We start from the raw sequence: 20,169 nt of genomic DNA, 5'->3' as shown, positions 1-20,169 counted from the left end.
CTGCGCTATTCCAAACTGTGCTGTTTCATAAACAATGGAATTCCCAGACAGCAATAGCAAGGAGGTCTGATCTACCCGTCATTCCTCCCCCACTTGCAAGTTAATACTCACTCCTCGCTGAAGAGCTCACCACCATGCATGTCGATCATTTCAAGCGCTTTTCCACCACCACGGGCAACACATGTCAACGGATCTTCCGCAACAATGACCGGAATACCGGTTTCCTCTATCAGTAAGCGATCCAGATTACGCAGTAGTGCACCACCACCGGTCAGGATCATGCCACGTTCTGAAATATCGGAAGCCAATTCTGGCGGGCACTGCTCAAGAGCGACCATGACAGCACTGACAATACCCGTTAACGGCTCTTGCAAAGCTTCAAGAATTTCGTTGGAGTTAAGGGTAAAACCACGCGGTACACCTTCAGCCAAATTACGACCACGAACTTCAATCTCCAGCATTTCATCGCCAGGATAGGCTGAACCGATAGTATGTTTAATTCGTTCAGAAGTCGCTTCACCAATTAGCGAACCATAATTACGGCGGACATAGTTGATAATAGCCTCATCAAAACGGTCACCACCAATGCGTACAGATGATGAATAAACAACGCCATTCAGAGAGATAACCGCGACTTCTGTAGTACCGCCGCCGATATCCACAACCATTGAACCTGTTGCTTCAGAAACAGGCAGACCAGCACCGATAGCCGCCGCCATCGGCTCTTCAATCAAAAACACTTCGCGGGCTCCGGCACTGAGCGCGGATTCACGGATTGCCCGACGTTCAACCTGAGTTGCGCCGACTGGCACGCAAACCAAAACTCGCGGGCTTGGGCGCATAAAACTGTTGCTATGAACTTGTTTAATAAAGTGTTGCAGCATTTTCTCTGTAACATAAAAATCGGCAATCACACCATCTTTCATCGGACGAATCGCCGCGATATTACCCGGTGTACGACCCAGCATTTGCTTTGCTTCCTGCCCAACGGCAGCAACACTTTTCGATGAGCCTGCACGGTCCTGACGGATTGCGACTACAGAAGGTTCATTCAATACAATACCCTGACCTTTGACATAAATAAGGGTATTGGCGGTACCCAAGTCAATAGACAAGTCGTTGGAAAACATGCCACGAAATTTTTTAAACATAGCGAAAGGATAATCCTGCAAGCTGGGGACGGAACAAAACCCGTCTACTCTACCAACCACATGAAGCAGGGACAAGGCGCATAAGCACCTGCTTCAATAAAAAAGTGGCTACGTTATTCATATCAACAACGCAATATTCTACGTTACTTTTTCCAAACGGAGCAGAAAAAAACTGCATAAAAATGGGTTAATTTTACCAATTGCTCCATAACGAAGTGCAGGAACCACCCCGTTTTGCATAATTCAGCGTTATAGCACCACCGTTACCGTCACAGCCGATCCACTTATCTCTATTTTGACCAGTAGCTATCCATGTAAGTTCACATACGATCGACTCTTCTGCTCACTATTTCCGATAGTTAACTGTAAGTATCAGTCTGTATAGCGAACAAGTTAATGATGTAATAAATTGCGACCAAAATACAGTATATTCTGCTGAAAAATAATAAAAAAACAGAACTTTTTAAAATAGCTTGCCATATACTGAAACCTAACACTGATATCACAGGAAAAATGCGAACAGATTTTGTTTTATAATCCATCAACACTTTATTTTTTCTTATCTTCTTTATGTAAACTGCCAATTTTTATCTATTCTTATTTAATAACAAAATGACTTACAGAGAACGGAACCATCTAATGAAAGCTCTGCTACTTAAGCAACAACAGAATCAACTATCAACGTCCATAGAAGAAGTTGATGCTGCTCACCTTCCCGTGGGAGACGTTACCGTCGATATTCACTGGTCAACCCTAAATTATAAAGACGCATTAGCCATCACAGGTAAAGGGAAAATTATCCGCCAATTCCCAATGATACCGGGTATTGATTTCTCTGGAATTGTACACAGTACAGAAGATCCCCGTTTTCATATCGGTCAGCATGTACTGTTAACCGGCTGGGGTGTCGGAGAAAATCATTGGGGTGGCCTGGCAGAACAAGCCCGAGTTTCAGGAGAATGGCTGACACCTTTACCAACCGGTTTGAATGGCAGGCAGGCAATGATCCTTGGTACTGCCGGCTTTACCGCGATGCTGTGTGTTATCGCGCTGGAACAAGGCGGCGTTAAGCCAGAAAGTGGTGATGTTATTGTAACCGGTGCCAGCGGGGGTGTAGGAAGTACTGCGATAGCGCTTCTTTCACAACTTGGCTATTCTGTTGTTGCCGTTAGCGGCAGACAGGAAAATCACGAATATTTGTTATCCCTTGGGGCAAAAAAAGTTCTGCCACGTAATGAATTTAGCCAACCGCCCCGCCCATTGGAAAAGCAGCTTTGGGCTGGAGCAATTGATACTGTAGGCGGTAATGTACTGGCTACAATACTGGCCCAAACTCACTATAACGGTACCGTTGCAGCCTGTGGGCTCGCCGGTAGTGCAAATCTGCCAACAACAGTCATGCCATTTATTTTACGGAACATACGCTTGCAAGGCGTAGAATCTGTCACAGTTCCATCCACCAAGCGATCTGATGTGTGGCAACGCTTGCAAAAGCTGCTACCTGCTTCTTTTTATCAACAGGCAACGACTGAGATAACACTGGACCAAGCCGTGGAATACGCAAATAAATTGATAGCTAACCAGGTTACAGGACGTACATTGGTAAGAGTTCGTTAAGAATTGTGACTAACCTCTAAAGTACGGTGGCTTTATTCTTGACATTTTCTCTGATAAGACCAGTATTTAGCTGCTAAATGCTACGATATCATTATAATGTCGGGCTTTATCGCCGAAATGAACTTGTGGCTGTTTTAAAAAGATGACAAATCGTTAATATAGGATTATGTTGGGCAATTGTTGACAAATTGCCGGAGATACCAGCACAATGGCAGACAAATTTCACATTTTGCTCCTTAACGGCCCTAACCTGAATATGTTAGGAACCAGGGAGCCTGATATCTATGGCAACTTAACGCTCGACGATATCGTCAGCAAATTGTCTGAAGAAGCCCATCAATCAGGGGTTAAATTCAGTCACCTGCAATCCAACGCAGAGTTTGAGCTGATAAATAGAATTCACTCTGCACAGGGTAATACTGATTTTATTTTAATTAACCCTGCTGCATTCACGCATACCAGCGTGGCACTGCGTGATGCACTGTTGACGGTAAAGATCCCATTTATTGAGATCCACCTCTCCAATGTTCACGCGCGCGAGCCATTTCGTCATCACTCATATCTTTCAGATCTTGCTGTTGGTGTAATCTGCGGTTTAGGGGTAGATGGCTATAGCTTTGCATTACAGGCAGCGGTAAACCGCTTGTCAAAAGTCAACTAAATGAAACAGAAGAGTACGGAATCACACTCATGGATATTCGTAAGATAAAAAAACTGATCGAGCTGGTTGAAGAATCTGGCATTTCTGAACTGGAAATTTCTGAAGGGGAAGAGTCAGTGCGCATCAGCCGCGCAGCCCCCCAGAGTTTTCCGGCAGCTCAACAATATATTCCCGTTCAAGCACAACAACCTGCGTTAGCCGACGCTGTTGCGCTTTCCCGCTCTCTGCCAGAAACGATCAGCGACAGATCGGCTGCAATCGATGGTCACGTTGTTCGTTCCCCAATGGTAGGTACCTTCTATCGTACGCCTAGCCCGGATGCGAAACCATTTATCAACATCGGCGACCGTGTCAATGTGGGTGATACCCTCTGCATCGTTGAAGCCATGAAAATGATGAACCAGATTGAAGCTGACAAAGCGGGTGTAGTTAAAGCAATTCTTATGGAAAACGGTCAAGCCGTTGAATTTGACGAGCCATTGGTCGTCATCGAATAACGAGGCGTTCCCATGCTTGATAAAATTGTAATTGCTAACCGTGGTGAAATCGCCCTGCGTATCCTGCGAGCTTGTAAAGAGCTAGGGATAAAAACTGTTGCGGTACATTCATCTGCGGATCGTGACTTAAAACACGTGCTGTTGGCAGACGAAACTATCTGTATTGGCCCGGCAGCTTCTGCAAAAAGCTATCTGAATATCCCAGCGATTATTTCTGCGGCAGAAATCACCGGTGCAGTAGCCGTTCATCCCGGTTACGGTTTTCTGTCTGAAAACGCAGATTTTGCTGAACAAGTTGAACGTTCCGGCTTTATTTTTATCGGCCCAAAAGCAGAAACCATCCGCCTGATGGGTGATAAGGTTTCCGCTATCAGTGCGATGAAAAAAGCCGGCGTTCCTTGTGTACCTGGCTCTGATGGTCCGTTATCTGATGACACAGATAAAAACAAAGCCATTGCTAAACGCATCGGCTATCCAGTGATCATTAAAGCATCCGGTGGCGGTGGCGGTCGCGGTATGCGCGTTGTCCGCAGTGATAAAGATCTGGAACAATCAATCAATATGACCCGTGCGGAAGCAAAAGCTGCTTTCAACAACGATATGGTTTACATGGAAAAATTCCTTGAAAACCCGCGTCATATTGAAATCCAGGTACTGGCCGATGGTCAGGGTCAAGCCATTTATTTGGCTGAACGTGATTGCTCTATGCAACGCCGTCACCAGAAAGTGGTTGAAGAAGCTCCTGCACCAGGCATCACGCCAGAAATGCGTCGCAGCATTGGTGAACGCTGCTCCAACGCATGTATTGAAATTGGCTATCGCGGCGCCGGTACTTTCGAATTCCTGTATGAAAACGGCGAATTCTATTTCATTGAGATGAACACCCGTATTCAGGTCGAGCATCCAGTGACAGAAATGATTACCGGTGTTGACCTGATTAAAGAGCAATTGCGGATTGCCGCCGGTATGCCACTTTCAATCAAACAGAAAGACGTTGTTGTTCGTGGTCACGCCATTGAGTGTCGTATCAACGCCGAAGATCCACGCACTTTCCTGCCAAGCCCAGGTAAAATTACCCGTTTCCACTCAGCGGGTGGATTTGGCGTACGTTGGGAATCGCATATTTATGCCGGCTATACCGTACCACCTTACTATGATTCCATGATTGGTAAGCTGATTACTTACGGTGAAAATCGTGATAACGCCATTGCCCGCATGAAAAATGCCTTGGCAGAACTGATCATTGATGGCATCAAGACGAATATCGAGCTTCAGCAGACGATTATGAATGATGAAAACTTCCAGAATGGTGGCACCAATATTCACTATCTGGAGAAAAAACTAGGATTACAGGAAACTTAAAACTGGTTTAATAACATCAACATATCTTTAAGGAGCGTTTAAACGCTCCTTAAATTGCTGGTTTTTAGCGCCGGGTTTTCATCAATAATAAAACGAAAAAATTTATACTGGCAGTTTGCATGGGCATTAAACGCCTTTTCATCGCATTTTATTATTACCGGATGGATTTTAACACTGTTTTTAACTTTCTTTAACCTTGCGGTTTATTGCTTTTTATTGACTCCACAGAATTCAACTCGCTCAGGTTAAATCATATGGATTATCCTTTTTCGTGCCATTTAAAAACAAAGGATTATAGAAACTTTCATTCATTCACGTAAGATTAAATATGCCTTATCTGAAAGTGATTAAATAGCCGTTAAGAAAAACCGTTTTTTATCTGTCCGCATGGTTTTAAAATCTGGGAAAAAGGGCAAGCGTATCATGAAAAAACAGGTGAAAACTTTAATCAATAAAGATAAAAATAAGTGATTAAGGATCTTTTAAAGCGGGTAAAAAACTCGATGCGATTATTAACATTGGAAGAGAAAACACCAGTAAAAACGGGTTTTAAATGACAGAACAACAGTATTAATCCAATAATAAGGTATGAGGTTATATCAAAATATTTAACAGGATTAACCGTACTAAACAAATTTATTCAAATAAAATATTTTGTATGACTACAAGAAGTTTACGGAAAATCAGAGACAATCATTAAAGAAAACCGATAAACCTTTTGGTTAAATAGATTAGCAACGAAAAGAGAATAAAAAAGTTTATTTAGTCGCGTTAAAAATAATTAAAAAAACAGGTATTAATCTTAATATCATTCGCATACCTGTTACCTTCTCTGGTTTTAAATATAGAAAATTAAGCACAGAAAAAGGGAAAACGAAAAAACTCAGTGTCAGTTTAATTAAAATGGTAAAGTTAACTATGGATTAAAAAATGGGAAAAACCATTAGATTTAAAAAAATTCTCAGTGAAAACCATTTATTAAATGAGAATCGTTTTACTCGCGATCACCTTTTTAACATGATTTACTTTCTCTTTTTACTTTAATTTCCCTTTTTTAGCGTTCGAAAGCGCCTTTTTATCAGTGATTAACTTAGCTATTCGTCAGCTAAGGGTTAAAAAAATATCCCCCATTAATGTCAGATTTAAAAAAGGTACAGAGTGGCTAAAAACGGCCTATTCTCTGCTATGTTTAATTCATTTATCGGCAATACTCTCCTTTACTTATTTTACTGACCATTTAAAAACGTGAATACACAGAGATTAAAGCTTTTATATAAGAGGCTGATTTATTCAGGTAAAAAACTCAGGACAGGATTCCATTTTTCGCAAAATGAGATCTCGCTCTGAATTCGCCAATCCGTTATTATCCACAAAGATAACTTCTTTTTTTAATAAATATTCGTTGTAAGTTATTTAAAAAACAACCTATTCCCAACAACTATTTTATAAATATTATTTTAACCCGAATAGATACAATAAAGTAAGGTATCCATATACATGCACAAAACACATTTCTAAAAAGTAGAGAAAGATTATTATAATCCAGATTTATACCATATATGTAATAACCCAACATTAAGTCAGTGATTACAAATAACAAAGTAAAAACTAAAAGTATAATGTAAAGTAAAGGTGTTTTTTCTTTTTCAGCTCTTTCTCTTCACATGTGGCACAAAAATCTGATTCATGTAATGACGGGTTTTCACACTGAATACATTTCATAAAATTTCTCCAAATAGTAATCCAAAGGCCGGATATTAATTTCATTTACGTGAGTTGTACTGGCGGTAGTATATAAACCAAAATTCTATACCCCCAATAGTCACTCCCATCGTCCTACTTTTAAACAAAGCAAGAAGTCTTCTTGAGTAAAAACAAAATCTCCTTTGACTTCTGTATATTTAGTCGGCCAGTTACAACTAAAGGGCAGGCTGTAAAGCCACGGCATTACACCATGGGCTACCGACCTAACCGGGGCAAGCCCAATCAGTACCCGCAGCTCACTATTAAGGGACGCTGGCTGGCTACGCTGGGATTTACCACAGGGAAGCCGGACAGTTGATTATCCGGCTGGCTAATGAAGGATAATTAGCTGGTATATAAAGTAAAATCTCGGCGTTGTTGGCCAAAATTTATATTTAAAACATAAATTCTTAGATTTAGTCAACTTCACCAATATACCAGTATTCAGAATAATAAGGCTTTCCTTCATCATCTTCACTTATTCTAAGAACACCTAGCTCTGAAAAACCATCAGGTAATCGTAAGTTCCATTCTTTGCATAAACTTCGTTCACTCAATAAAGTTATTTTACCAAACCGACTATATCCATTATGCGTATGTTCATTGAAATATTCCTCAGATGTGAATATACATAATTCACTTGAAAACATATCAGGCAATACAATGCAACAAGTAATTCTTATATTATTTTCGTTGTCTGGCTTCGCCTTATAAATGTTATAAGCTGCATCTATCAAATCTTGTGCACAGATAGATTGAATATTTTTATTAGTCTGTTTTCCTTGTACCAATGCTGAGTGCACTGGGATTTTTACATTCCAGTAACCGTAAGAATAATCATTTTCAGTGATAACAGGAAAATAGGTTCTATATGACTCGGACCATATTTTCAATGAGCGTAGTCTACGTGGTATACCCCGCAGTTTTTTATTGCTCAACGCTATTCTGCGCGTAGACATTTATAATTTCCTTCCTTTAGCCGCATCAGTTTTTGGCTGGTTTACCGTACCATCTAAGTTTAAGACAGCCTTAAATTTCCCTTTGTTATCAAAAACCTCAAGATGGTTTTTATGTTGACCATCAAGATATAGCTGATCACCTTTTTTAATCACTTGTCCAATATTGTTATTGGCTTTGTAAACACTCTGCCCCTGATATATTTGGCTGGTTTTTTGTGTACTATTTTTTATTTGAGCACCAAAACCGGGTTGAGTAAGAAATTCTTTCATATTCCCAACAACCCCCTGATTCGGTTGATACGATTACTTGTCTTTTCCAGCATCTATACCGCCTTTTGCTCCAGCCTTACTGATCTCCCCGGCAACTCCCGCAGACGCAGCAATCCCCGTCTGCCCCATAATCTTCACGATTTCCTGAGTCGTCTCTTCTGAGCCTCCAGTGACTTGGGCGCGATGAAGCACTAAATTGCGGGATGCATCAATATTTGACATCGCACCCCGTAGATCAGCCCATTCCCGCACTTCTGCCGGTGTGAGGGAATCCAGCCCCTGCATTCTGGCTTTTTCCTGAATTTCACTCATCCGGGCACTGTAATCACCTTGTAATGCCCGCAGCTCTTTGGCAATGGCAACACATTGCTCTGCACCGGTACAGCTTGTTATTCGTGCCTGAACCTTATCATATTCTTGGCGATACTTATCCCTGACAGTCGCACGACAACTGCTATCTCCCTGACAATTGACCAGTTCCTCACTCCTTGAACGATTCTGGTCAACGCTTAAATGATTATTGTCCACCGCATTCTTCCCGGCCTGGGCCCCGGTAGAGTCACCGACAATGCCGCCTGCCAGTCCCGCTTCCAACACGGAGCTGAATTAACTATTATCCCAGTGGACTTAGCTGACAACCCCAGCTTTGTGAAGGCTGGGTTGTTATTTAAAAGCCACTTAATACTACTTGCCCTTCTGTATAACTTTTAAAAATCCTACTTCTTATTTCAAATATACACTTAGTAAAATCGCTTATTGTTAAATTATATCCTTCATCTGTGATATTAATTTCTCCCAGAAAACGCAATGCTATTTCATCAGAAAATATTATGTTAAAACCCTCACTAGTTTCCTCAATTTTTTCAATAATATATTGATTATCAAAGGGTCTGCCATAAGGACCATCAGGGAGAAAAAAGTAAAGTGATTTTTTCTCTTTTACCCAATTTTCAACTATTTCTTTTGTGTTCATTTCTTAATTATCCAGTTATTGTCTAATGATGGTAAAAATATTTGCGTACCACCACCATGTAACGTTGGTTGAGTTCCTTTAGTTCCAATTTGTGCTGCTGCTGGTCCTTCATAATACTTAGTACCTTTGGGGATCTTTATAATGGCTTGGTTTTTAAAAGTATTACCCCATTCAGGTAAAACAGCGCTATCCATTTGAGACTGTAGCGGTCCTTTTGATGGTCGTGGAGTCCAAAAACGGCCATCAACTTTAGCAGAGCCGCCATAATCTCTGAAAAAATACATATCTGTTTCTGCCACTTTTTCAGTATAACTTCCGCTTCTGAATGTTGAAGCAGGAGCACGCAAATCATTAGGGTTTCCTAATGGGCCAATTTCATGTGGGCCATAAGATTTTATAGTTTTTGATACTCCTTGTTCTAAGTTTTTCGAGGCATTCTTCACCACATTAGCCGCTACAGCTTCGGATTTTGCTGCCACTGCTTCTGCCGCAGTTTTACCCACACCAATCACACCAGCTGCACCTACACCACCCGGAGTTAATGCTTCAGCGACCTGAATACCTGCATTATTCAGACAGATTGTCGGTGCGGCTTTACACCCTTCCAGAGCTGCTCGTGCCATCACAGCGATTTCAGGCGTAGCGGCCACAATCTGGGTGCCACCGGCTAACGCGATTCCTCCTGCGGAGACAATCAGATTGCCATCAGCTATACCTTTAGCAATATTAGCCTTACAGGTCGTGTCGCAGTCCGGTGTTTTAGCCAACCAGAATCCAAGGTCTGAACCAGCTGCTGCACCTAGGGCATTATTGTCCACAACAGTTCTAAAAAATCACCAGCCATAGTCATCTCTCATTATTTGATAAAATCTATCGTAAGCTGACTCTTCATTGGTAAAAACTTCCTTATATGTAATTTTCCCTCTGCTGTTGTATATAACATCCCAGACTCCATCATGAGGGTTAATACATAGGCACTCTCCTTCTTTCAACCCATCTAAACTGTAAATACCGTTAGGTACATTTTTATGTTCAAGGATGGATACTAATTCTTGCCTTGTCATTTCTTCTCTCCCAAGTAATGATTATCTAAATACCATTGAACAGGCTTAGGTAGTTCATATTGAGTTCCTTGCCCCTTTTGACCAAACCATGGCAATATCTTACTTTTTGAAACATCATCTATAGGTTTTAGAACTTTATACACATTATAAGGTGCATTTGCAGAATAAGATGGTAATGCCCTATTCTCAAATGGTATCCCCACTGGAGATGTAAATGTTCCTTTTGTTGAACCATACCTATCAATAATTGCCCCGTTTGGCAGCGTCACTTTCTCAACAGGGCCATAAGCTCCTCGATTTGGCGGCCAAATTCCAAGCGATTCCTGAACTGTCCCTTCCGCTTTACTAAATTTACCAAAATTAGAAGACTTGTTTGCTTTTTGACTTGCTATAACATTCCCTTTGACATGTTCAGCTAGCAAATCTCCGTTTCGATTAACCACTTCTGTCGACTGATATTTACTCAAAGACAGATACACCTTTGCTGCTGCAAACTGTATTAGCTTTGCTTCACTGTTTGGTATCCCACCGGCAACAATTTCCGCCGCTTTCTGTGGCGTCATCTGCTCATTTGATAACACGACATCCAACGGAACGCCAAAGAAGTTACCCCACGCAATAATCAAGCCTTTTGCCGGGTCCTGACCATCAGGGACTTGTCCTTTTAGATAGTGAGTTAAGGCTGCGTTTATTTCTTCCGGTGTTGCCCCGGATTGGGCCATTTTTTGAGCCAGCGAACCCGCACCTTCAAAATGTTTAGCACCTTCGGGACCAAACAAACTTCCCATGCTAAGGGCATTATTGTCCACAACAACCCATTCCATTGCGAAGTTGACCGCCGGACACCGATTTTCATAATACGATCAGTTAGTTACAACCGGTTTTCCTCGGTGCGATTCGATGCCCGGCCCACAATGCCCTGACACGACTTTTCAGCCTGATAAGCCATTTTGCTCCGGCGTAATCAACTACACCTTAAATGGTCAGATGGTTGTCCAACATTTACAATGTAGTTTACGAAACCAAGGCTTATATTCAGGCGACTGGAGTTGCTATATATCGTTCGAGTACATAGACTTCACTGACATCACATTCTGGGTAAATCCATTTTGCCCAGTTATCTATAATCCATTGAGTGCTTAATCCCCTTGTTTCAATTAAACTACATTCTGCTGGTAGTTTTACCAATATCAACCCAGCCTTATGTCCAGAAGTGACAATCAATCCGTAAGGGCGTTCAGTATTTGATAAATCAACTACCATAAAATCTACAAATTCCTCATAAGGCCATTGTGCGGGTAAGCGAAAAACGTTTCCGTGTCTTAAAGCATGATCCTGAATATCTATTAACTTCATTATATTTTTCATTACTATTTAACCTTTAAATCATGGCTACCTGACTTATCAATACTGTTATCTATGGGCCTCATCCCCATGTCAACTTCACCTTGATGTTTACCTGTCTTGGGATGTACTTGCTCGAAGCGGCCATGTTGAGTATCTAATGCATAGAGATAACCATCTTTCCCCTTATAAACATCCCGATTATTTAGTTTAGTTAACCGATTATCTTTAATCATTCCGTTTGATGAAATAACTTGAGCTGCCATTTGCTTGACTTGAGCTACACGTTCTCCTGGAGGGAGATTGTGTAAACTCTCTTCGAAGTGATTGACTTGTTGTCCATTAGGAAGTTTATCGGTATTTCCACTTTTTCCTTTTACTCCGTTCGCACCAATCTTACTAATTCCACCGGCCACTCCCGCAGACGCCGCAATTCCCGTCTGCCCCATAATCTTCACGTTTTCTTGGGTCGTTTCGTCTGAACCTCCGGTGATTTGGGCACGATGGAGCACTAAATTCCGTGATGCGTCAATATTCGACATGGCACCGCGTAAATCAGCCCATTCCCGCACTTCTGCCGGTGTGAGGGAATCCAGCCCTTGCATTCTGGCTTTTTCCTGAATTTCACTCATCCGGGTGCTGTAATCACCTTGCAATGCCCGCAGCTCTTTGGCAACAGCAACGCACTGGTCAGCGCCTGAACACGTTGTTATCCGTTCTTGAACCTGGTCATATTCTTGTCGGTATTTATCCCTGACGGCAGAACGGCAATTGGTATCACCCTGACAGTTGACCAGTTCCTCACTGCGTGATTGATTCTTCTCCACACTGAGGTGGTTATTGTCCACAACAACCCATTCCAGTGCGAAGTGAGCCAGAGAACAGCGATTCTCCCAATGTACTCAGTCAGACAGCGATTTTCCCAATTACTCAGTCAGTTATCACCAGATTTTCCCAGTACTTGTTGACTGCCGACCCCAAAACCCCCTGACGCGCTTTTCGCCCACGAAGGCCCGTTTTTTCCGCCGTGACCTTGTCAGGGGAGCGCCTTTTTCGGCAACGGGCGAACGTCGCCCAACTCGTTTGGGCGGCGGGCGCACGTTCTGCGGGCGCGGGCGGCACAGAGCCCGCAAGCGGCGCCCCTGCGACGCTCTGAGGCACCGGGGCTTCGGGTTGCGCATGGGCCTTGCATGACCTCGCGGTTTTGTTCAGGGAAGCCCCCCCGGGGGGCTGCACGGGGCGGCGATGGCGAGCACGGGTACGAGCAACGAAGCGCAGCGCAGTGTGAGCCGCGCGCAGCCAGTGAAGCAGGGTTGGGGCGGGGGGCGATAAATTAGCGGAGGCCGCCAGGCCGACCTGCCTTCGGGGGGGTGACTGGAAGATAACGCGGCAGCTAAAGAAGAACTCGGGGTTGCCGATGGCCGGCTCAGACGCTGACAGCAGAAGGCGTCAGCCTTGTGCGCCGCACCCTCCGATGCTAACCCGCGGGGGCGCCAGACATAATGCCAATTATACGCATTAAGCCGCTCATTCATGTTCAGGCTGTTACCCTTGCTCACCGGCGCAGTGCGTATAATTCCCCTGCATTATGTTGAATAGGCGTTGGGCGGCCTGTATCGCCTCAGCGGGGACGCCAGCGGTTAAGCCGCCTGACGACTATTTACCCCCGCGTGCGCCGGGGCTGACGGGCAGTCCGGCCACGGTCTGCCCCCACTCCGCACCCGCCCAACTCAACGGGGGCGGGCGGACAGTCAGCGGATATCGGGGTGTCAAGTCGGCGTCGGGCTGTCCGGCGGCGTGTCAGCTTCGGCGTCAGCTTCGGCGTACAGGTCGGCCAGTAAACCCACCTCATCGGCGTCGCTGACTTTTTCGTCGGCCATTTGCTCCGCCGGGTGGGTGCTGGCATGTACCGCCTGCAAGGCCCGGATAGAGACCTGCGTATACACCTGGGTGGATTCCACGCTCGCATGTCCCAGCATTGCCTGTATCCAGCGCAGGTCTGCGCCGTTCTCCAGCATCTGGGTTGCCATCGCGTGCCGGAACAGGTGACAGCTCCCCTTTTTCTCAATGCCGGCGGCCCGGATATAACCGCTCACGGCATTCGTGATACCGTTCGGCTGCAACCCGTCCAGACCGTCCATCGCCACGAACAGCGATTGAAGGTCCGGGGTGACCAGCAGTTGCGGGCGAACCTGTTGCTGATAGAACTGGAGCCAGCTTAAGGCCCGTTCGCCGAGGGGCAATACCCGGTCTTTATTCCCCTTGCCCTGCCGGATGGTCACCGTTTTGCGTGCCCCGTCAATGCTGTAGATATCGAGCCGGGCCGCTTCACTGCGCCGTATCCCCGTTGACCAGAGCAGTTCCATCAATGCCCGGTCGCGTGCGCCCTGCAACGTATGCGGGTCAGGCAGCGACAGGATATGCTCGATTTCATCAATGCTCAGGATATATTTTGGCAGCCGTTTTTCTTCCCGCGGCAATTCAATGTCCGCTGCCGGGTTCGCCAGTATCAGGTTCTGTTTCGTCAGCCATTTGAACCACACCTGCAACGGCTGCAACTGCGTGCGCTGGGTGCGGATACTCAGCGGCTCCCCGTTGGTCTTGCGGTACTGGTACAGGTAGCGCTGGTAACGTTCCAGTATTGGCCGCGTGATATCAGCGGCAGAGTACAGGCCCCGTTCGGTGGCCCACAGGATAAAGCGGTAAGTATGATGGGTCTGCACTTTCAATGTCGTCTCCGACCAGTTCCGCTCCTGCCGCCACGCCACAAAGCGCAGCAGCAGCGCATACAGGCTTTTTGGGTCATGCGCTGGACCCACCGGCTGACGGTAGACGTCATCGACGGTCAGGAGACTTCCTTTGCGCGGTTTACGGTTTGCCATGATTGACCTCCGGTTGAGATTGAGTGGCGGGCGCAGACAAGGGGCGCGTTTTCTTTTTTCCTTTTATCACTGTGTCTTCCGTTACCCCGACTTGCGGCACGCTGAACCCTTGTTCTGTCTGCCCTGATGGGGATTTTTTCACCCCAGACTTGACCCTAACTTGACCCAGACTTGAGGCAGACTTGCGTTCATTTAAGTCAGACTTGCTCTCATGACCTGTCGGGATGGCTTCCGATGTTTTATCCCTGTCGGGCACGGGCAATGCGTCTCTGTGATTATTTTCCTTAATAATAGCGTTTTCATCTGCCCGGACTTGTGCCCCCGCTGACTCTTGTGCTGTCCGGGCTGATGCGGGTTTTTCTTCCCCAGACTCAGGCCAAACTTGCCCCGGACTTGGGGAAGACTTGCGACCTTCCGGGTCAGACTTGCGTTCACTGCCGGCGGTTTCTGAGTCCGGTTCTCCGACATCCAGCAGGCCGCACAGGTGGGCTGCGCCGTTGTCTTCCCCGTCCCACAGCAGTTCATAATGCAGCAGGTGTCCCCGGCTGCCGCCATGCAACAACAGGTATTCCATTTCCGTCAGCCGTTGACAGTGGTTCTTGAGCTGGCTGTCGCTCCAGTGGGTAAAGGCGCGGATATCCCGCCGGGTAAAGCGCACTTCGTTTGGCTGGCAGTGTTGGATTTGCGCTTGTGCGTTCACCATCTCTTGTATCAGCAGTAACAGCTTACGCGTCTGCGGCGGCATTTCATCCAGCGTGCGCCCCAGCACCTCATGCGCCAGCCGGTTGGCGAGGGTAATGTCGTCTTGGGTGATTTCGATATATTCGATGACCTGTCCGCGGTGGGTCGTTTTCTTCACTTCACGTTGATACTGGTGCAGCAAGGCAATGGCCTGTATCAGCGTCAGGTATTTCATATGGTCGCGCCGCATCCGGGTTTTGTCTGACAGGAACGTCAGTTGATGGGCGTAGGGATTCACCACTTTCAGCGGCCTTAACAAGCGCTGGGCGTTCTGGTGTAACTGCGTCAGATAACCTTTCTCTGAGTCAGCCAGCAACCCTGCCAGTGTCTGACGGTGCCGTTGCATCGCGTGGATGGCTTGCGTCTGTTCGCGCGATTCGTTGACCGTCAGCACCAGACAGCGGTTCAGCAGCTCTTCATCCACATCAATGGCCGTCGTCGTTAACATCAGCATGACCGGTCCCTGCACCTTGTATTCCCGCGTCACCAGTTCGCCGCTCTGTTCGTTTTTGCCGGTGCTGGCGATTTTCAGCTCGCCGTCGGACTGTAACAGTTTCAGGGCATAGGCCGCCTGCCGCACGCCTTCCTCTTCCGCTATCGCCAGTATTTTGTGTTGCAGGCTGGTTTCTCCCAGATAGTAGAGGCTCTGCCCGGTCATCGCCGAGTACTGGATACGCTCCTCTTCCGGCATCAGGTTCAGCACCGCCTCCATCAGGCTGCTCTTGCCTGCCGCGCTGCTGCTCTGGATTAACACGGCCAGCGGTTTATCCAGTTTGCGCGAGACTGCCGCCAGATACCCGGTCAGCAGATTGGTCGATTCGCCGACCACGCCACAGGCGGCCATGTCGTTGATAATCTGTTCTGTCAGGTTTGGCGATGTCAGCAACGCCAGCGCGGCGGCTTCATCTTCTGCGCTGACCGTGACTGCGGTTGTCCCTGAGGCTTCGGCGTCGGCCTGCTGTTGCGCGTCCTGTTGCTGCTCCAGCATCAGCAAGACCCGCCCGGCTTCGCGTTTGATGACCGACAGCTCGCATTCCAGCTCTTGCGCCGCCGTGCTGATGTAGTTCTGACGATGCCGCGCGTGATACATGTCCAGTGTATCCACATGGAACAGGCCGGACGTTTCATCCCGCACCTGCACATTGACTTTCATCACATCGGGCACCGGCGATTTTTTCATCCCCCGTATCCGCCAGACCCGGGGCCCGCTTTTCATCAGCAGTTCACCGCAGGCCGTGCGCTCACAAGGCACGGGGGCAACAGTCAGCTCTGGTGGGGCGGCTAAGGCAGCCGGTTTAGCCACATCTGCATTGTGAGGCTTTTCCGTCATATCTGACGAGACGGGCCGCTCATGACTGAACACCGCACCTGGTGCCGTTCCCTGTCCCAACCAGACCGCCTGTTGCAGGGCCAGCCCCAGCGCATGTTCGGCGTTGCCACTTTTGACGGCATAGTCATTGACATCCATGCCCGGCGGGAACTGCACCCGCCACGCCTCAATGCCGGATTCCAGTAAGTCAGCCGCCACACTGGCCGCGCCACGGTCTCCGGCCTCGTCCCGGTCAAAGGCAATCAGCACCCGTTTCACGCCGTGATACTGCAAGGCGTCGAGGTGATCGCGGTTAAAACCGTTCACGCCGTAGGCGGCGATCACGTTGCGGAACCCGGCGCACCAGAAGGTCATCGCATCGATCAGTGCTTCGCACAGGATGATTTCCGAAGCCGCTTTCATCGCTTCCTCGTTCCAGACCCCGGCCAGTGGCGACGGCAGGTACAGATGCTTCGGGCTGTCTTTCAGCACCTTGTAATCCGGCTGGGTTCGGCGGCCATACAGTTGCAGCACCCGCCCGCGGCTGGCTACACTGGCCGATTCGGCCCAGCCGATCACCGGCACCACGACGCAGCCCCGGAAGTGATCCTGCCGGGTGGTCGTACGCAACACGCCCAGACCCGATAGCTTGTCACGCAGTTGCTGGCCTTCCTGACTGCTTTTGGACGGCAATAACCCCGCTGAACCGCCGATCCCGTGATGGCCCGCGTACCCCAGCTTAAAGTGACTGACCAGTTCAGGATGATTGAGTCCGCGTCGTTCCAGCCATTCTTTCGCTTCCGGTGACGCCAGTAAATTCTGATGATAAAAATCAATCACCTGGCGCAACAGCGCCTGCCCGTCATCGTCCAGATCGGCCAGTTTCGGGCGCGGCAGGGGGGCCGCCTGTGATTCCGGCTGGGCGGCTAAAGAAGAAGCGGCCACCACGGCATTGTCCATGTCCGGTAACCCGGCCAGTTCCCGCAGCCGGCGGATAGCAATTTTCAGCGTCACCCCTTCCGTTTGTATCACCCAGTCCAGCACCGACCCGGCGGCCCCGCAGCCAAAGCAGTGATAGAGGTTCTTGGCCGGTGAGATGACCATTGAGGGGGTTTTCTCGTTATGGAAGGGACAACGCAGCACATAATCCTCACCGCGTTTTTTCATCGGACGGCCTTGTTTACGCGCCAGCCCCAGCAACGAGACGGTTTGCTTTAAGCGGGCTAAATCGGTATCGGGAATGCGGGTCATAAGTCTTTCCTTTTGAACCTTGTCAATAGACATGTTTGCGATATATAATAATCGCATAAAAGAGATTTTACAACAGCCAGCTAAAAAGGAAGGGGTACAATGGCGGACATTTGTGTTTTGCAAACAGGTATTGATATGTCCGTATTTTCTGAACGGCTTAAGATGCTCAGAGAAGCTCGGGGATTAACCCAATCACGGCTTGCCGAGATGATTGAGGTACTGCCCAGAGTGTATAACCGCTGGGAGCGGGGACACATCGTCCCTCAACTGGAGTCCTTGATTAAGCTAGCTGATGTTTTACAGGTTTCTCTTGATGAACTGGTTGGCCGCCGCGAGACCAGCAAAGATGTGAAGATACGTAACCACATATTGCATGAACTCTGGCAACAGGCTGATTCGTTATCCGATGAGGAGCAGAAGGCGTTGATTATGGTGATTGACAGTTTTGTTACCAAGTCAATGATGGAAAAAGTTGTTATGAAGAGCGCCAAGCGCTGAGATGACGCGGCTACCATGAGTTCGGACCTCATGATGGCCGCTGACCACACAACCAACTATGTAGGAGTTGATTTATGGCTGAACGCGATTGTAATGCAAACTCAGACAGTTCGAAAGTCCAGCGCCGCTATAAGGTCGGCTATATCAGCCGATGTCACGCCGATCGCCACACTGGCATGACTCGCTATTACAGCCAGCATCCCAGTTTGCACCTCAAGGGCAACTGGCTGCAAGAAGCAGGCTTTGCCACCGGACAGGCGGTGCAGGTGAGAGTTGAACGGGGACAATTGATTATTCAAGTTGTTACGGAGGATTGAGTTTGCAGCTGGAAAGTTAAAAAAGATCGAAATTAGCGCAGTGAGCAAGCTTTCTGCGCTAATTTGGTCATTGAGATCACATAATTAATTTTCTAAATGACCTCACTTTCCTCATAAGTTAATTCTATGTTAATGGAAGATAATATTTCGTTTACTCTCTCCATAAAATCAATACATTCCTGAGGAATCTTGTACTGGAAAAACACTTTAAACGTTATATTCCTACCCTGAGCATCTGGGAGTTTTTCGTATATTTCTCCGCTTTCAACAAATGCAATATATCTATTAATTTTTTCTTGCAATTTAAAGAGGTGTTCATTAATACAAGATGACCATTGCAAATGATCAGTTATAACCAAGATTACCTGCTGGGAAACTATATCCTCTTGGGTCATTGTAATTAAATCAATTTTATTTATATCTTCTACAGACATATAGCCTCCTTAATCATCCTTTGCTTTTGGCCTTACTATTTCAACTTCTGTCGGTGGTATCTTAGTTCCACTTTCAAATCCCGGCCTACCTTTCCCAACAACTGTACCTCCGCTCTCTTTCAGTTCTGGAAAACCTGTCTTTTGATTCTTTGTTAATGGTGCAGTTTGAGAACTTTTACATTCTATGCACTTGATAGATCCATCTCTATCTTTAGCCATAATATCAACCCTAACTTTGGTCCCTTTATTTGTCTCTATGGTAACTTCCCTAACCGGGGTTTTTAATTTAGGGTCTTGTTTTAACTTATCATAAACAGATTGTTCGAATTCCTTACCTTTCTCATAATTCTGCCATATTTGTGAATCAGAGTTAGGTGATTGAACTTTTGTTTTCACGCCATTTTCAAACGTATAGTACCCACCGTTGTTACTATAAATCGTGTTTCCTGAGGCATCTGCTTTTCCTGTATTGCCATAAACACTACCTTTTGGCCCGATAACTGAATTCCCTTTTGGAGTATAACCAGTAGGTAATGTTGCGCCTTTTCCGACTATATTTATAGAAGTTCTATTAGCTTTTGCCCCAATAATTCCCGTCGCTGTCTCCAGCAACGTCAGGTTCCGCTGCTCTTCCTTCACGTACTGCGCCGCATCGGCTTTGGATAACCCGGCGTTTTCCAGCTCTTTTCGGCGCAGTTCCGTGTTAAAGAACCCGGAGAGTGGTCCGCCGCCGCCATTTAACCAGCTGCTCTGCTCTGAACGGCCTAGCTTGTCATTGGCACGATAGCCCGAGACCGCCAGTTCTTTACCCAGTTCATGGTTGATAAAGGCCAGCTCTTCGCGGCTCAACTCGCCATTCAGCGCCATCTGTTTCAGGGTATTGATAGTCGCATCACTGGCCTGCCGATATTCCGTCCAGACCCCTTTACGGCAGCTGTCATCCTGACATGAGGCCAGTTTATCGCGCATGTCCTCCACTGACGGCAGACCTTTATCCAGAATGCGCTGGCTCAGTTCTTTGGCCTTGCCGCACGCTTCCGGTGACATCGTGCTGCAATCCCCCAGATTTCGGGAGGCCAGCGCATTATTCTCAATT

22 protein-coding genes are annotated in these 20,169 nt (G+C 46.8%); 7 read left to right on the top strand and 15 right to left on the bottom strand.

Going from position 1 to position 20,169, the window contains the following annotated elements; all coding sequences use genetic code 11:
- Positions 1 to 107 precede the first annotated feature (107 nt).
- Positions 108 to 1,151 (bottom strand): rod shape-determining protein MreB, encoded by a 1,044-nt coding sequence (gene mreB, locus PTE_RS00115; RefSeq protein WP_036842097.1) that lies wholly within the window; start codon positions 1,149 to 1,151, stop codon positions 108 to 110.
- A 639-nt stretch (positions 1,152 to 1,790) separates the two neighbouring features.
- On the opposite strand from mreB, the gene acuI reads away from it, so the two are divergent.
- From acuI to accC, 4 genes are all read left to right on the top strand, one after another.
- Positions 1,791 to 2,768, top strand: coding sequence for an acrylyl-CoA reductase (NADPH) (gene acuI, locus PTE_RS00110; protein WP_036842096.1), 978 nt, complete (start codon positions 1,791 to 1,793; stop codon positions 2,766 to 2,768).
- Positions 2,769 to 2,976: 208 nt separating this feature from the next.
- Positions 2,977 to 3,429 (top strand): type II 3-dehydroquinate dehydratase, encoded by a 453-nt coding sequence (gene aroQ / locus PTE_RS00105; protein ID WP_036842095.1) that lies wholly within the window; start codon positions 2,977 to 2,979, stop codon positions 3,427 to 3,429.
- A gap of 29 nt (positions 3,430 to 3,458) precedes the next feature.
- Positions 3,459 to 3,926, top strand: coding sequence for an acetyl-CoA carboxylase biotin carboxyl carrier protein (accB, locus tag PTE_RS00100; RefSeq protein ID WP_036842094.1), 468 nt, complete (start codon positions 3,459 to 3,461; stop codon positions 3,924 to 3,926).
- Between the two features lie 12 nt (positions 3,927 to 3,938).
- Positions 3,939 to 5,288, top strand: a complete 1,350-nt coding sequence (gene accC / locus PTE_RS00095) for an acetyl-CoA carboxylase biotin carboxylase subunit (protein ID WP_036842093.1) — start codon at positions 3,939 to 3,941, stop codon at positions 5,286 to 5,288.
- 1,438 nt (positions 5,289 to 6,726) lie between these two features.
- On the opposite strand, the gene PTE_RS26085 is transcribed toward accC, so the two are convergent.
- Positions 6,727 to 6,888, bottom strand: coding sequence for a DUF2569 family protein (locus tag PTE_RS26085; RefSeq protein WP_239002382.1), 162 nt, complete (start codon positions 6,886 to 6,888; stop codon positions 6,727 to 6,729).
- 354 nt (positions 6,889 to 7,242) lie between these two features.
- Here PTE_RS26085 and PTE_RS24235 point away from each other — a divergent pair, with 354 nt between their 5' ends.
- Complete coding sequence (locus tag PTE_RS24235; RefSeq protein WP_241826082.1) at positions 7,243 to 7,350, top strand: SymE family type I addiction module toxin; 108 nt, start codon at positions 7,243 to 7,245, stop codon at positions 7,348 to 7,350.
- A gap of 97 nt (positions 7,351 to 7,447) precedes the next feature.
- Here PTE_RS24235 and PTE_RS00090 read toward each other — a convergent pair whose 3' ends face one another.
- The 11 genes from PTE_RS00090 to PTE_RS00035 all read right to left on the bottom strand — a co-directional run bounded on the left by PTE_RS00090 (position 7,448) and on the right by PTE_RS00035 (position 17,824).
- Positions 7,448 to 7,990, bottom strand: a complete 543-nt coding sequence (locus PTE_RS00090; RefSeq protein WP_036842092.1) for a DUF3916 domain-containing protein — start codon at positions 7,988 to 7,990, stop codon at positions 7,448 to 7,450.
- Positions 7,991 to 8,260: a hypothetical protein gene (locus PTE_RS26080; protein WP_036842091.1), complete on the bottom strand. Its 270-nt coding sequence runs from the start codon at positions 8,258 to 8,260 to the stop codon at positions 7,991 to 7,993. It abuts the gene before it with no gap.
- Between the two features lie 33 nt (positions 8,261 to 8,293).
- On the bottom strand, positions 8,294 to 8,857 hold the full coding sequence (locus PTE_RS26075) for a VENN motif pre-toxin domain-containing protein (protein ID WP_036842090.1): 564 nt from the start codon (positions 8,855 to 8,857) through the stop codon (positions 8,294 to 8,296).
- Between the two features lie 70 nt (positions 8,858 to 8,927).
- Positions 8,928 to 9,233, bottom strand: a complete 306-nt coding sequence (locus tag PTE_RS00075) for a hypothetical protein (protein ID WP_036842088.1) — start codon at positions 9,231 to 9,233, stop codon at positions 8,928 to 8,930.
- Positions 9,230 to 10,051, bottom strand: a complete 822-nt coding sequence (locus tag PTE_RS25915) for a hypothetical protein (RefSeq protein ID WP_051477037.1) — start codon at positions 10,049 to 10,051, stop codon at positions 9,230 to 9,232. The genes PTE_RS00075 and PTE_RS25915 overlap by 4 nt, the downstream gene beginning before the upstream one ends.
- Positions 10,052 to 10,066: 15 nt before the next feature.
- Entirely contained in the window at positions 10,067 to 10,297 is a 231-nt protein-coding gene (locus PTE_RS00060; protein ID WP_051477035.1) for a hypothetical protein, read from the bottom strand.
- On the bottom strand, positions 10,294 to 11,121 hold the full coding sequence (locus tag PTE_RS22545; protein WP_051477034.1) for a TNT domain-containing protein: 828 nt from the start codon (positions 11,119 to 11,121) through the stop codon (positions 10,294 to 10,296). Before PTE_RS22545 ends, PTE_RS00060 begins: the two co-directional genes overlap by 4 nt.
- A 211-nt stretch (positions 11,122 to 11,332) precedes the next feature.
- Positions 11,333 to 11,665 carry an Imm45 family immunity protein gene (gene imm45, locus PTE_RS00050; protein WP_241826081.1) on the bottom strand — a complete coding sequence of 111 codons (333 nt, stop codon included), beginning with the start codon at positions 11,663 to 11,665 and terminating at the stop codon, positions 11,333 to 11,335.
- Between the two features lie 2 nt (positions 11,666 to 11,667).
- Positions 11,668 to 12,489 (bottom strand): colicin E3/pyocin S6 family cytotoxin, encoded by an 822-nt coding sequence (locus PTE_RS26070; protein ID WP_036842087.1) that lies wholly within the window; start codon positions 12,487 to 12,489, stop codon positions 11,668 to 11,670.
- Positions 12,490 to 13,410: 921 nt separating this feature from the next.
- The gene (gene xerC / locus PTE_RS00040) at positions 13,411 to 14,523 is read right to left on the bottom strand and encodes a site-specific tyrosine recombinase XerC (protein WP_036842086.1); all 1,113 of its coding nucleotides are present in this window, start codon (positions 14,521 to 14,523) and stop codon (positions 13,411 to 13,413) included.
- The gene (locus PTE_RS00035; RefSeq protein WP_036842085.1) at positions 14,510 to 17,824 is read right to left on the bottom strand and encodes a CHC2 zinc finger domain-containing protein; all 3,315 of its coding nucleotides are present in this window, start codon (positions 17,822 to 17,824) and stop codon (positions 14,510 to 14,512) included. Before PTE_RS00035 ends, xerC begins: the two co-directional genes overlap by 14 nt.
- Before the next feature lie 99 nt (positions 17,825 to 17,923).
- Here PTE_RS00035 and PTE_RS00030 point away from each other — a divergent pair, with 99 nt between their 5' ends.
- Together PTE_RS00030 and PTE_RS00025 are read left to right on the top strand one after the other, a co-directional pair.
- Positions 17,924 to 18,322: a helix-turn-helix domain-containing protein gene (locus PTE_RS00030; RefSeq protein WP_036838980.1), complete on the top strand. Its 399-nt coding sequence runs from the start codon at positions 17,924 to 17,926 to the stop codon at positions 18,320 to 18,322.
- 74 nt (positions 18,323 to 18,396) lie between these two features.
- Positions 18,397 to 18,639 (top strand): SymE family type I addiction module toxin, encoded by a 243-nt coding sequence (locus PTE_RS00025; RefSeq protein WP_036842084.1) that lies wholly within the window; start codon positions 18,397 to 18,399, stop codon positions 18,637 to 18,639.
- Between the two features lie 92 nt (positions 18,640 to 18,731).
- On the opposite strand, the gene PTE_RS00020 is transcribed toward PTE_RS00025, so the two are convergent.
- Together PTE_RS00020 and PTE_RS25505 are read right to left on the bottom strand one after the other, a co-directional pair.
- Positions 18,732 to 19,073 (bottom strand): DUF6572 domain-containing protein, encoded by a 342-nt coding sequence (locus tag PTE_RS00020; RefSeq protein WP_036842083.1) that lies wholly within the window; start codon positions 19,071 to 19,073, stop codon positions 18,732 to 18,734.
- A gap of 9 nt (positions 19,074 to 19,082) precedes the next feature.
- Positions 19,083 to 20,169, bottom strand: a 1,087-nt coding sequence (locus PTE_RS25505; protein WP_036842082.1) for a hypothetical protein, incomplete at its 5' end; no start/stop codon positions are given.

The sequence above is a fragment of the Photorhabdus khanii NC19 genome (assembly GCF_000517265.1).
GTDB classification, from domain to species: domain Bacteria; phylum Pseudomonadota; class Gammaproteobacteria; order Enterobacterales; family Enterobacteriaceae; genus Photorhabdus; species Photorhabdus khanii.
Note: the sequence above shows the minus strand (reverse complement) of the source record. Positions and strands in the feature narration are given on the sequence as shown.